The 13,807-nt window shown below is 44.0% G+C and carries 9 protein-coding genes; 1 reads left to right on the forward strand and 8 read right to left on the reverse strand.

What is annotated here, in order from left to right; all coding sequences use genetic code 11:
• Positions 1-3 precede the first annotated feature (3 nt).
• The 8 genes from eda to AC27HD_RS05985 all read right to left on the reverse strand — a co-directional run bounded on the left by eda (position 4) and on the right by AC27HD_RS05985 (position 12,424).
• Positions 4-624, reverse strand: a complete 621-nt coding sequence (gene eda, locus AC27HD_RS05950) for a bifunctional 4-hydroxy-2-oxoglutarate aldolase/2-dehydro-3-deoxy-phosphogluconate aldolase (protein ID WP_487104429.1) — start codon at positions 622-624, stop codon at positions 4-6.
• 225 nt (positions 625-849) lie between these two features.
• A complete protein-coding gene (locus AC27HD_RS05955) occupies positions 850-1,770 on the reverse strand; it encodes a sugar kinase (protein WP_487104431.1) in 921 nt (306 codons plus the stop codon).
• Positions 1,771-1,837: 67 nt separating this feature from the next.
• Positions 1,838-3,139, reverse strand: coding sequence for an MFS transporter (locus AC27HD_RS05960; RefSeq protein WP_032094294.1), 1,302 nt, complete (start codon positions 3,137-3,139; stop codon positions 1,838-1,840).
• A gap of 2 nt (positions 3,140-3,141) precedes the next feature.
• Positions 3,142-3,486, reverse strand: coding sequence for a cupin domain-containing protein (locus AC27HD_RS05965; protein WP_349377974.1), 345 nt, complete (start codon positions 3,484-3,486; stop codon positions 3,142-3,144).
• 20 nt (positions 3,487-3,506) lie between these two features.
• A complete protein-coding gene (locus tag AC27HD_RS05970) occupies positions 3,507-5,705 on the reverse strand; it encodes a heparinase II/III domain-containing protein (RefSeq protein WP_487104434.1) in 2,199 nt (732 codons plus the stop codon).
• Positions 5,702-7,969, reverse strand: coding sequence for a polysaccharide lyase 6 family protein (locus tag AC27HD_RS05975; protein ID WP_487104436.1), 2,268 nt, complete (start codon positions 7,967-7,969; stop codon positions 5,702-5,704). The genes AC27HD_RS05970 and AC27HD_RS05975 overlap by 4 nt, the downstream gene beginning before the upstream one ends.
• 138 nt (positions 7,970-8,107) lie before the next feature.
• Positions 8,108-8,986, reverse strand: a complete 879-nt coding sequence (locus AC27HD_RS05980) for an NAD(P)-dependent oxidoreductase (RefSeq protein WP_487104438.1) — start codon at positions 8,984-8,986, stop codon at positions 8,108-8,110.
• A gap of 477 nt (positions 8,987-9,463) precedes the next feature.
• The gene (locus AC27HD_RS05985) at positions 9,464-12,424 is read right to left on the reverse strand and encodes a TonB-dependent receptor (protein WP_487104440.1); all 2,961 of its coding nucleotides are present in this window, start codon (positions 12,422-12,424) and stop codon (positions 9,464-9,466) included.
• Positions 12,425-13,038: 614 nt separating this feature from the next.
• On the opposite strand from AC27HD_RS05985, the gene AC27HD_RS05990 reads away from it, so the two are divergent.
• A complete protein-coding gene (locus AC27HD_RS05990; protein ID WP_487104442.1) occupies positions 13,039-13,791 on the forward strand; it encodes a hypothetical protein in 753 nt (250 codons plus the stop codon).
• Positions 13,792-13,807 lie beyond the last annotated feature (16 nt).

Below are 13,807 nucleotides of genomic sequence, written 5' to 3' on the forward strand. Positions count from 1 at the left end.
TAATTAGCCTTTTATTGCTTCTCGACACGCGTCAGTAACCGCTTGCCAGTTACCTTCTGCAACCCATTCTTTCTTGGCTACCCATGTACCACCTACGGCAAAAACATTGGGCAAGGAGAGATAGTCAGATTGATTGTTCTGGTTTACACCACCAGTCGGACAGAAAGAAACCGATTTAAATACCGAGGAGACTGCACTCAAAAAAGGTGCCCCACCAGAAAGTGACGCAGGAAAAAGTTTTTGCTCTTCAAAGCCCGCTTCTAGCGCAAGTAATATATCGCCTGTATTGGACACACCTGGAAGCACGGGTAACCCGCAAGATGAAAGGTCAGCTAAAAGCCCTCTTGATACCGCGGGTGTAACAATAAAGTCAGAGCCAGCATCAATGGCCTTCTTCAAAATATCTTTATTAATCACTGTCCCTGCGCCAACGCATAGTGAAGGGACTTCTTTTTTGATAGCGGTTAATGCATCAAGTGATGCCTCAGTACGAAGAACCACTTCTACTAAATTAAGACCAGCCTCAGCCATCGCTTTAGCGATGTTCACACCTTCTTCACTCGAATTGGCTTGGATAATGGGCAGTAGAGTCTGTCCCGACATTAATTCAGAAAAACGGGTCATTTGAAAATCTCCATATTGTTTCGTCGTGGCAAAAGCCTCGAGATCAGTTCATAAGTGCATAAGTGCATAAGTGCAGTATCTATTGTGTAATTGCGCGTTTTCTTGTCATTTCGTTCGCGCCTTCTTTCGTCTCTTTTGAGGCGCTAGGAAAGCATGTGGATAGCGTGTCTGTACCATCGGCTGCTATTTTCTAGCTTGTGACAACTTTATCTATTAATGGCCTGCTCAACTAATGACCTTCTCTACCAGCCCCTTCGGAACAATAGCTCCTGGATGTTGAATAACTATTCCAGCTGCTTTAGCGGCAAGTGAAATCGCCTCACTGATAGTGCTACCCGAAAGCCTTGCGCCCAAATACACGCCATTAAAGGCATCACCTGCTGATGTGGTATCAACAACGTTGGTGACGGGAGTGATTGCGTGCTCTAAACATTCGTTGTCGAAACACGAAATAACTGAGGAAGGTCCATCTTTTACAATGATTTCGTCGATATCGTGCTTTTGACACAGGCTCAGCACCTCTTCAGAGGTGTGAACACCATAAAGAGAAGTTAAGTCTTCTACCCCAGCAAGTGTGACGTCACAGAGTTCAAAGGCGCGGTCGAAATTAACCACTGCCTCAGACTCGTTTTTCCACAATCGAGCGCGGTAATTAGGGTCAAAAACAATTTGAACCCCTTTTGATTTCAGTGTGTTGAGGAACTGCCAAAACGCTTCTCTATCGCCAGCTTCAATAATTGCTATGGATATTCCAGAAAATACAAATTGGTCTAGGTCACTAAGCGAATCTATTTGCGCTTGTGTAATAAACGACATTATTTGTTTCGCAGCAGACTCACTGCGCCAATAGGTGAAGCTGCGTTCGCCTGTTTCGTCAGTTTCAATTAAGTAAAGGCCCGTGGAGCGAGTCTCATGTTGAAACACATACGATGTATCAAGGTCGTCTTGCTTGAATCGAGCTATCATCTCGTTGCTTAGTCTGTCGCTTCCAACAGCGGTTAACATTGACGCGCTAACATCGTTAAAACAACGTGTTAAGTAAACCGCGGAGTTATAAACATCACCAGCAAATGACTGATTCAGCTTTTGAGGCTCGACCGGACGCAGCTCAACCATGCATTCGCCCATAAAGCAGATTTTTTTCATTATTTGCACTCAATTTACGTTGTGAGGTCAGCTGCCTGCCCCACTGAAAAGCGGGGCACTGCTAGCGTTATTTCAACCTTTTTAACGGCTCAACTTTAGGGATAAGGAACCACACAGCAGCCATAGCAATAATGGCTAACGAGGCACCAATAACAAAAGCAGGGGTATAATTGCCATCAGCGGTCAAGAAGGGCACCAATGATGTGAGTCCCACGGCACCGAGCTTTGCGGCCATACCAGAAAATCCAGATAACGTACCCACCGCTTTTCTTCCAAGTAAATCGCTAGGTAGTGTTTGAACGTTTCCGATTGCGGTTTGAAATCCAAACAAAATCACGGCCATGATCAATACCGCAATGACGGGAGCGCCAGGATTTGCCATCGCCAGCAACGCGGGTAGCATGATAAGGCAGCCTAACGTGATAGTGAGCTTTCTGGTTTTGTTGATGTTCCAACCTGCTTTCAGTCTGTTTTGCGCAAGCAGACCACCAAACCAAGCTCCAAACATGGCGCCCACATAAGGCACCCAACCGTATAAGCCAATAGACTGTACGTCCATGCCATACACTTCGTTAAGATAGATAGGAATCCAGAAAACAAATAACCACCAAATAGGGTCAATGGCAGCTGACGCAATAATAACGCCCCAGCTTTCTTTATGGCCTAATAACTCAGCGGTAGATGGGTTGTACTCTTCACACGCATTTCCATGCTCGTCTTTATCTTCTGCGCGCTGGCCGGTGAGAATATACTGCTTTTCTTCTTCCGTTATCCAAGGGTGACTGCCTGGCGGCGACTTCACCAAAATAAGCCATGGAACCAACCATAGGAAGCCAATTGCACCTACAATCACAAACACCATTTGCCAATTAAAGTAGATGGTAAGTAGCGCTATAGCAGGAATAGCAATTATGCCACCGATAGCGGCACCTGAATTGAAAATCCCCTGTGCCAATGCACGCTCTTTGGTGGGGAACCACTCAGCATTACCCTTCGCAGCGCCCGGCCAGTTACCCGCTTCGGCAATACCAAGAATAGCGCGGAAGAAACTAAAGCTAAGTACACCTTGTGCAAAGGCATGTAACACGGTAGCCAGTGACCACACACCAATAGACAGAACGAAGCCTAGTCGAGTGCCTACCCAGTCAAACACCTTGCCAAAAATGGCTTGACCAAAGGCGTAGGCGAACACAAACACAATGGAAATATTGGCGTAAATTTGTTTTCGTTCCAGTGCATTTTTATCTGGGAACAAGTCTTCAACAATATCCGGCCACAGCACACTCAGCGCCTGACGGTCGATGTAATTAATGATGGTAGCAAGCGCTATAAGCGCTATTACCCACCAGCGTAAGCCGTTTACTTTCATGGCTATTCCCCTACAAAGTCTTCGCGTGCAGGACTAAATGTATCAATTAACACACCACCTGTTGGGCATACTGCACCATGCTCCACATGGGGAGGAATTAAACAGCTATCACCCGCTTTGAGAATTTTCATCTCACCGCCAATGCTGAAATGGAACTCACCTGACTCAACATAGGTCACCTGTGAGTGACGATGTTTATGGGTGTAACCCTCAGCGCCTTTATCAAAAAACACTTTAACTGCCATCAGCTCGTGGTTGAATCCTAGCATTTGGCGCTTTAGACCATTACCTAAGTCTTCAATCGGTGTTTCATTGCCGAATAAAAAGTGTTCGCTTTGCTTATTCATAATATCTATTCCTAATCGTGTTACAGCTCATAAACGGCAAATCGGCCATCAAGAGAATATGAAGTTTTGTTAAAAGTGAAAGAATTTGATTCATCTGCAGCGGCGCTTCGCTTGTCTATCGCAATCAGAAACGTATGCTCGGCGGCAGTTAGTGTAACCAGCACAATCCCAGACTCTTCATCCATTGAAAGCGCCGTTATTGAGCTTGATGCATTAAGCGTAAACTCCTTGCTTGGGTTGTAGCTCCCATGAGGCTCAAGCACAGACACAAACTGGTGAGATGAAACACCCTCTACTCTGCGAATAAATCCATTTTCATTTCGAAGGTTAAAATTAGGGTCGCCAGCACCAAGCTGCGTGAATAAAAAGGTTTCTGGAGAAGTCACTAAGCTTAGTTGAGAATAGAAGTGTCCATTTTCATTAAGCCAGGTCACTCTTGACAAGGTGTCTTCAACCATTCCCTGAGCCTTAAGCCAAAGGTGCTGATAACCGTTGTCCTTGCCTAAGGCTGGAAGTGAAGATGTGTTTGCCGTCATTGGAAAGCTGGTATCAATTAGATGCCCTTTGTAATGAAGCGGAAGGTCGAACTGATGCTTACTTGATGAGGTCACGTCGAAAATATCCAGCGCTACCGTTTTGTCTATTTTTGGAAGGTCAATTAGCGCCAACGTTCTTTCTAGCGACACATCATCATAGGCCGTTTCAATCTCTCCATTGGCTATCGTTCCAAAGGCATTACTTTCAAAGAAATTTAAGGTTGGTGCATTGCGATTGCCTACTTTGACGTTACCATTGAAATGACTTTTTTCATCCACCACTATCGTGTTATGCGCAACGGTTTGTTTAGCATAGCTGTTGTTTTCCGGCAGATAACGACCACCAAACTTTGCTTCCACATTTAAAAAGCGAGCAGCGCCATAATCAGATACGATTTCTTCACCTGCATCATAGAACTGCCATGTGAGTTTATCGAAATGGCCGTGGCCTAACCCTTGAGCAGCGGGTTTAAACAGTACTGCAGAATCACCATTTTTCTCGCTGCGCATGACGACCAAAGCGCCTTCATCGCCATCTTTGCCATCGCCAAATGCGACTGAGCGGAAGCTATAAGGTGTAGTTAAACCATCATCTAACGCTTTTGCTACCTTTACACCGTCGCCAGTTAATACAATTTGGTCTTGCTTATCAGCAATGTCTAAATAGGCTGTATCACCTGTTCGCCCGTACGCTACCGCAACACCATAAACCAGTTCGATAGTATCGATCCCCTTGCTTTTGATAGCATCGTTGATGGGGAAGAATAAACCGTTATAGCTAAGCTGTATGGTGGTATCAATGGCTTTAAGTAAAACCCCATCACGATAGTCGAACACGTCTCTCTCAGGTTGATTGTTTTCAATCGCTTTGGCAAAAGTAACAAAGGGCATGAGTGCATAGCGCTGGTAATAAGGGCCTTCGTTATAGTAGCCCTGAGGTGAGAACAGTGTATCAAGCTGACGCAGGAACCCGCCTTTACCCGACTTTTTAAGGTCGTATAACGCCTTCTCTACCCATTCTGGTTCGCCCATCACGTATCCGGCCATACCTACACCAGCGGTAGCCCAAGTGCCGTGATTGTGCACTTTGTTAAACGTAGAGGGCTGGCCTTCAGAGAGAAATAGTGCAACTGGCTTTAACAGCTTGTTTTCTATAGTTGCACGTTCACCATCACTTAGCGCCGTATAAACCAAATCGTAGGCTTGAATAGTATTCACTAGCCAAACGGCTTCATTTAGGCTCTGCCAAAACAGCTTTCCAGGGTTTTGCGACTTTACTTTTCGTTTTGGGTGCACATCAAGTGTAGGGTACAGTGCAGCGTAATCGAGCAGTAAATCTTTAACGTAGTTGGCGTAAGCTTCATTTTGGCTGATTTGATACAGCACGCCAGCGTTGTACATAAGCTGATAGTTTTTCTTATGACGTTCGTGGGTGTAACCGCCGCCACCATCTTTTGGCACAGGTACAACATTTGGCTGGGTCATGTAAAAGTCGATGTTTGCCTTAAGTGCATGATAGGCATTTGAAAAGCGACCTCCTTCCTTCACGGCGGCTCTCATGTCAACCACATCACTTTCAGTAATTACTAAGTTAGGGTGGGCAGCCTGCGATTGGAACGACAGCGATGACGCGGCAAATAACAACACTGCTGTGGCGCACGATATAATTGCTAGCTTTTTCATAGGTTACTCGCTTCCTTTCCCGCAACACTATTATTTTTTAGTATTGCGGTATGTGGTCCTTCGGCATGAAGTTCTTGGATTTGTATTGTGGGTGTGGCCGTAAACGTATTATCGATTACAGAAGTGACAGGCTCGCCAACCGTGTGGTCAATGATAAGAGGTGCTGACTGAATAAACTCATTACTCTTTACATCAGTAACCTGCACACCGTGTAAGAACACGCTAGCCCCTTTTTTGTTGCGCTTACCGTTACCCACATTATTTAGCACGTTGTTGGTCATCAGTAAGTGCGGGCCAAATGTACTTTCATCAGTACCACCTCGATACAGCTTAAGTACGCCACCTTGTATATTTGTAAATGTATTTTGCTTAAGCGTCACGTATTCAGCGTTGTAAATACCAAAATCTTCAATTTCTTTATCTAGGCGAAGAATATCTCCTGAAACCGATGTAAAAGTATTATTAGAAAGGGTTATTGCATCAGCAAAGGCCCCTTTTCCAGAGGTAAAGAATGAGAACGAGTGGTTAATATCAAGGTCTTTCACAATGGTGTTTGCTAGTGTGAATCGGTAATTGTTTACCATGCCCCATTTCTTTGTACGTACCACACTGTTGCCAGAGGAATCAGGGCTTTGTGCACCAGAAATAACCAGGCCTTCTAGTTTTAGGCTTCCCCCGTCACGAATTTCAAATAGCGCAGTGCGCTCAAAATACAGGGTGGTTTTATGCAAATTTCGCGCTTTAATAGTGATAGCGTCATCAATGTAGAGTACAGACGGTACAACAAACTCTCCCTCAGCAAGCTCTAACACATCACCATTTTGTGCTGTTGCTATGGCATTTTTTAACGCGTTTGCGGAGGCTTCAACGACAATAGTGTTGCCCGCATCGAAATCATCAGAGACTACCGTTTTGGGGTAGTAGGATGTTCCTACGCTATCTTTACTGACCACTGATAAAGATTTAGCAACTCCTTGAGCAGTACCTTCAGCGTAAAAAAGTCCGTTTGCCGCTCTTTTCAGTGACAGTTTTTGCTTATCAAATCCGCGCGCAATGGGTTTTGCAGTTTCTGTATTAGTGACATTATTACGGAAGGAAATACCGCTAACATCATCGAAAATAGAAAATGGCTGTGTGTCGTTTTGGTTATAAACCACATTGTCTTTAAAAATAGTGGATTTAGGCGCAGCACTTCGCTCGGCGTCGCTGCCTGCAGCAAGATGAATATGGTCAACGTTGACGAACGTGTTATTTGTGATTGTTGCGTTTTCTACTTGGTGGTAGCGGTTAATTGGCGAATTGGGAACCCCATTCATAATGGTGAAGCCACTTCCAAAGCGATAGCCCTTAAGGCCTTCTAAGTAGTTATTTCTGATCACCTGATCTTTGTTGATAACGCGGATGCCACCGGTATGCGCAACCTCGTTGCCAAGAAACACGTTATTCTCAACGATATTGCCATTGCCATGGCGAAGCGTCAGTGTGCCTCTAGCCGATAAAAATACATTTCCGCGCAATGTATTTTTGCCAGATTTCACAGAGATGATTTCTACTTCACCGTTAGTTTGTTCGAAAATATTATTCTCTACCATCGTGTATGAATTAGTGAGGGAGAAGTGACTGGTTCCAATACGAAGGGTTTCACCGCCGTTTGAACCGAACGTGGGGCGATAGCCAAAATAATTGTGGTCTATGGTGTGGTAGTTTTCTTGGCTGGCCTCTGAGTTAAGACGAACAGCAACCGTCACGCCTTTGTTGCGCTTACCCTCTAGGTGGTTGTGATCGAAGCGGTTGTGCTTACCATAAAGAGCAACCCAATAATCGGATTCTTGCTTGTCTGGATTGTTAAAGTTATCAATAACAACATCTGTTACGCGAGAGTGATTGGCGTAACTTTCTTTATTCTTGCGAAATGCAATAACGGCGCTAGTTGGCGTGTAACCATTCTTAAACACTAGACCAGAAACAACGAGGTGCTCCCCTGCCAACCTTAAGTTTGACTTGCCCGATAATACTACATCACCTTTTGATTCTGCTTTTAAGATGATTGGCGCCTCGCTCGTACCTTTACCTTCTAGCAATATTTCGAAATCTTGCCAGACACCAGACGTTAAAATGATAGTGTCGCCAGGCGTTAGATTACCTGAAACGTTTTTATATTCATCTTGAGAGGAAACAACGTAGTCGGCAGCATCAATAGAAAATGAGAGAAATGAAGCGCTTGTGAATAATAAGCTTGCTAAATAGACCGTACTTAATCGCATAACACACTCTTACTTTATCGAGACGGCAAATAAAAATGTCATATTTTTTACAGAAACGATGTTAGGTTTGAGGATAGTGGAACGTAGCGCTCTTGATACAATACTCTATCTCGAGCGCTCATCTACCTTGATTCGCTATTACTTTGCTAGCGTTTTGAAGTAGTCAAAAATTTCCGGCACATTACCGTTGCTAAGCCCTGCATCGACGGCAGCATTGAGGTTAGCAGATGAACCTTCAGCAATCTTCGACTCAGTACCAAGGTCTTCTACCATTTTTAAGAAGTATCCAAGGTCTTTGTTAGCGTTAGCAATAGAAAAGCCTAAGTCGCTAACATCATCAACCGCGTAGTTTTTGCAAAACTGCATAAACGGTGAATTAGACGGACCTGTAGACATAATGTCGAAAAGCTGCTGTTTATCAACACCCGCTTTTTCGGCTACTGCAAATGCCTGTGACATTGCACATACTGTCGTCATACCCATAAAGTTGTTAATCAACTTAGTAGTATGGCCTGCGCCTAATGCACCAAGGTGAAAAATATTTTCGCCTTGATCGTCAAGTACCGGCTTAACTTTGTTGAAGGTTTCCATATCGCCAGACGCCATAATATTTAATAGGCCATCTTTTGCATGCGCAGGCGTTCTGCCTAGCGGCGCATCAATCATACCAGCGCCTTTCTCTGCTAAGTCTGCGCCAATCTTGCGCGTTGAAGCAGGAATTGATGTACCGAAGTCAATCAATACTGAACCGGCTTTCATACCCGCTAGGACACCATCTTCTGCGTATACCACTTTTTCAACGATGTCTGATGTTGTTAAACAAAACATCACGATATCTGACTGTTCAGCTAGTTCTTTACCCGTAGACGCTGTATTCGCGCCGCGAGCTACACAACGCTCAACGGCGTCCTTGTTTAAATCCATTACAGTAACTGAGTAACCTTTCTTCTGAAGGTTCTCAACCATATTGCCGCCCATTAGGCCTAGGCCGATAAAACCGATCGTTGGTTTGGACATGAATAACTCCTAAATTTTGATACTAGTATTGAGTTCTAAGCAGTGAAGTCTTGTATATTCACTGGTTAATAAAATTCTTTCTTAATAACGCTAGAGACTGCTCAACGATTTAGCCCCTTCGGGATAACCGTGTTAATTGATAACCGGAAGCACATAACAAAAGTCTATTTTTATTATACCAATTTGTCAACCAATCTAGGTTTATATTTAAATATTGGTAAATAAAAAGTTAGTAAAGGTAGGATATTCATACATTTATTACATTGGTGAATGAACGCTTGAGTATCCAGTTTCAATGCTAATTACGCCTCGCTAAGTCACAATCGCCTTAGGGGATATTTACGGCTTATCACCTGTAGGATGACTGCAACGTTAGGCAGGTTGCTCCGCTATATGTTAATGGCCAAATTATGATGGCTGAGTGTTAATGGTTTGGCCTTTTGTTACAAAGGCCAAACCTTGATTACAGTATCTCTTCTAGAATCTGTAGTTTGCGCCAACAGTGATGCGGCGATCAGTCAATCCTTGGAAACAAAGAACGGCATTTTCATTTACACAATACTGGTCAACTTCTGACTCGGTTAAATTCACCGCTTCAATGCCAACGTTTAAGTTTTCATTCACAGTGTATGTAACGCTTGCGTTAAGCTGGCCGCGATCCCCTTGAACAGCGGGGAAGCCCCAAGGGAAACTGGAAGTACTTCCGAAGTCGTCCGTTCTGAACGCTTCACGCCACGTGTAGCGCATGCGTGCAGAAAAGTCGTACTTTTCGTAATACAGCGTGAAGTTGTAAGCATTTTCAGAAAGATTGAGTAGGCCCTGAACTGCAGATACTTCCTCTTCGCTACCCGTTGTTGCTGCAAATACATTAGCGGCACGTGAGGTCGCACTATTTTCAGTATCACCACCAGAGAACTCTTGAATGGTATAGTTAGCCAACACACCGAAACCTGATGCCCAACCTAGCTCTTTTTCAAAGCCTGACAAGTCATACTGAACAGCAAATTCAATACCTTTTTGCGTCGTTTCACCCGTGTCGTTAACTTTAGTTTCTGTACCTACGCACACACCCGTTCCTAAATCAGGACCAAACACGTTGATATCTGCAATAGGGTTGAAGATACCGCCGCCTTCACAAGGGTCGGTTAGGTCACGGAAGCCAGTGGTTGGATCTTCGAATGGGCTGACAATTTGGTCAACAAAAAGATCTTTACGTGTTTTATGGAATATACCGATACTGACAACACTAGCCTCTGCAAAATACCATTCTGCTGATAAATCGTATGACGTCACTTCTTCAGGACTTAGGCCAGGGTTACCAATCGCTACATTCGGGTTAGGACTTGTGCTGTAAACCACAGAGGTAGATAGGTCGTTGTAGTTTGGACGGCGGATATCTTTACCTGCACCGAAGCGAACAACCACATCGTCGGTAACGTCTGCAACGATATTTAAACGTGGCAATACGAAATCGTAATCACCTTTGTTAGTCACTCTTGACACTAGCTCGTTGCCGGCATCATCTTCAGTAATTGAATTACCTAATGACGTAACGTCAGTTTGCAAATAGCGCAAACCGAAATTACCACGGAACATTTCGTATTCGAAGTTAGCTTGTGCATAAAGTGCATGAGTCTCTTCTTCAATATCAAAGAAACCAGATGATGACGCTGTCGGTTGGCTTAACGATCTGCTAGAACCATGGGTCGTCAATGCAGACTGAAGTGTTGCTAAAACGCCATCTGGGTCTGATGCAACTAACTCTGGATTAATCAAAAGGAAGTCTTTTACGAATAACTGGCGGCCATCGGCATCATTAAAGTTATCTGGACCCGCAACAAGAAGGTCAGCAAACAGGCTACCGCGAGGGCTGTCGTCCATTGTACGTAAACCTACGCTGGTACCAATATCTTCTCGTACACTAGAAGATTTGTTGTATCGATAACCAAAGTCGACTGACGTAATAAGTGAATCGATGTAATAAGACGCATCTACACGAAATGCATCTTCAGAGTTTTCAGTTGTATCACGGCCAATGTTCACGTCGCGCAATACAACGTTGTTAGGGTCGAGCAACTGTGATGAGGTTGGGGCAAAGTCTGCACCTTCTGCAATACCAAATGCTAATGAACCACCTGATAAATCGTATGCAAATGGCACACTATTATCGTTACCACCACCAGCGTCTAATGGCGCATTAGGGTTAATAAAGTTAAGCGTAGTATTGAAGCTAGGCGTTGTAGTATCTGATGAAGATGACGCGATTTCAGTGAAGATGCTCCACTTGTCGCCTTGCCATTCCCCACCAAATCTGAATATTTTGCTGTCGGTGATACGAGAGTTTGTATCGCTAGAAAAACGAAGGTTTGGATCGTCATCATCATTCTCTAGGTTTACAGGAATGACGCCACGCAGTGCCGCTTCTACAGAACCTAGGTTTCTTCCACCTAGTGAGCCAAAGTTAACCGTTTCATATTCATCAGGTACTGAAATGTCATTAAGTGCACTAACGCCTGAAGCCTGAACTCGCGAGCTTTCTTGACGACGCTCTTGGTCGTTAATGACCGCGTCGAAGAATACTCTAGAGTTGTCATTCGGCGCCCACTCAAACGTACCTACAAAGTTCTTAGTTTCATATTCGAAGTTATCATAGTCTTGAACGAAGAACTGGATAGGAAGGAAGTCGAACGCCTGGGCACTTGCAAAACCACTATCAGTAGCTACTAGGTTATCTCGGTCAGCACGTGGGCGGAATGCAGTCACATCCTGCTCTGCGTAGCTTGCACTTATTACTACACCAAACTTACCGTTGTCGTTTTCCCAGTTATCACCGAAAGTCCCGGAAAAACGTGGTTGGAAAGTGCTGTCTGTTGTAAGGCTACTGTTTTCGCCTTGTACTCGAACGGCAGCAAGTCTTTCAGTAAGTTGAAGAGGGCGAATAGTTTTTAAATTGATGGTACCACCGACTGAACCTTCGATAGTTTTCGCATCTGGAGATTTCGTTACCTCAAGGCCTGCAATAATTGCAGCTGACACGTCTTCGAAGTTTATACCGCTTCGACCTGCGCCAGAACCTACTGTTGAAACACCGTTGATTTCTGTTCTGTTTGCGTCTGTACCACGAATTTGCACGCCAGTACCAACACCAGCAGAACGCGTAATTTGAATACCGGTAATATTTTCGAGGACTTCAGCTAAGTTTTGATCAGGCAGCTTACCAATATCTTCGGCTTCGATAACTTCAACTAAGTTATTGCTAAAGCGCTTTTCGTTCAGGGCGCTTGCGAGTGAAGCGCGAATGCCTGAAACTTCAATCACTTCAACTTCTTTTTCTTGCTTGCCTTGCTCTTCAGCCTCTTGTGCATGGGCCATTGAGGCAAAATTGAGTGATGTAGCTGACAGCACGGCAAGTGTAATCTTGGATAGTTTGTGTCCCATTTGTGTTTCCTTTAAGGATTGAAAAGTGAGTTACTAGCCCACCTGAATCACAGAATTATTTTTCATCGTCATATGCCCTGCCAGATAAAAACTTACAATACGTTCACAAGGCGTTCACAAAGTTAAGCCAAAAAACGCTATTGGTCAACCAAGAATGTAAACAAAAAGCGGAATTAAGACTAAAGTTGGTAATACCAAACTGTTTTTAATGTAAATTTTATTTAAATTTTACTTAGCCTTATTGAAACAGGCCCTTAGGCCGCTAATTTACTGATTTTGAAATAACAAAAGGAAAAACAACACCTTCCCAGCAACTTACCAAAAATGTGTAATTGGTAATTTATTAGGTGAGACGAATGTTGATATTGATTTTGATGTTGATGAGGATGGTTTTAGTGATGGTCAGACAATTTAACTTTTGCAAAAAAAGTATTATCAATTATGCTAATAATACTCATCGCGCTAAGCCGCCGCCTGAACCATAATCCGATCAGGCGTTTCGCAAAATGCATTTCTTCTTTCTTCACTTCTAGCGCAATTAATAAGCGAGCAGTGGCGAGATCGCAGTATTCTTGATACGGTTAGTGCAGAGACAGTCAAAACGCGATGTTAACGTGAGCACAAACAGTCATCCGCCAAAAACACAATCAGGTTTTTTTAACGACTTAGGCGAGCTAGGTGGTAATCACGCACAGTTTTCTGAAGTGTGTACGGCGCTATATGAAAGAGAACTTTTGTTTATTGCCCACAGCGGTATCAGCAATGCGTCTATCCTTAAGCGCCGAATTGGTGGCTTGCCTCATCATATTAGAAGTGTCGCTCGATATTTTGTAACCAACCCCACCCCACTCTCTACCGATACCTATAACGGAAGCTGGTATGCCAAGCAGCCAAAATCTGCACCCCGTTTACCACAGAATGCTGATGCAACAGCGCAATGGTTTAGAAAACATGCCGACTATGGGTTAATTGTTCCGGTCTTAGTTAAAACCATTGAAGGTATTCACCTTGAATTAGACGCTATCGACAAAACGATGTTGGTAGACGATGTCGTTCATTTGAACAAACACGGTTGGTTTACAGTTGATGGAATCAATCGGGGAAACAGTCAGGAAGCGAATCGAAGAAATAAGCAGGCTAGTCATTCCATTAAAAGCTCAGATGAAGAGCCTCGTGAAAGTGGACTTGAAAGCTACGGAACTTTTGATAGTAAAACTCTTCTTAAACCAACGAAAACCATCATGGCGAGCGCCTGCTCGGGTCATGCTTGGAACTTCAAATCTCGAGTATCACCTCGTGCACTGTCTATTAGAGAAATGCGGCTGTCTACTCAAATAAACTGGAAGAACTTTACCTTATTGAAATAAAGGACTTGTCTACGCC

Source organism: Alteromonas sp. 4NS20-0143 (genome assembly GCF_057542855.1).

Bases quoted from the DNA above. Each gene is read 5' to 3' on its own strand.
- AC27HD_RS05960 (WP_032094294.1), bottom strand. From the start codon at position 3,139: ATGAAAGTAAACGGCTTACGCTGGTGGGTAATAGCGCTTATAGCGCTT.
- eda (WP_487104429.1), bottom strand. From the start codon at position 624: ATGACCCGTTTTTCTGAATTAATGTCGGGACAGACTCTACTGCCCATT.
- AC27HD_RS05975 (WP_487104436.1), bottom strand. From the start codon at position 7,969: ATGCGATTAAGTACGGTCTATTTAGCAAGCTTATTATTCACAAGCGCT.
- AC27HD_RS05965 (WP_349377974.1), bottom strand. From the start codon at position 3,486: ATGAATAAGCAAAGCGAACACTTTTTATTCGGCAATGAAACACCGATT.
- AC27HD_RS05955 (WP_487104431.1), bottom strand. From the start codon at position 1,770: ATGAAAAAAATCTGCTTTATGGGCGAATGCATGGTTGAGCTGCGTCCG.
- AC27HD_RS05980 (WP_487104438.1), bottom strand. From the start codon at position 8,986: ATGTCCAAACCAACGATCGGTTTTATCGGCCTAGGCCTAATGGGCGGC.
- AC27HD_RS05985 (WP_487104440.1), bottom strand. From the start codon at position 12,424: ATGGGACACAAACTATCCAAGATTACACTTGCCGTGCTGTCAGCTACA.
- AC27HD_RS05970 (WP_487104434.1), bottom strand. From the start codon at position 5,705: ATGAAAAAGCTAGCAATTATATCGTGCGCCACAGCAGTGTTGTTATTT.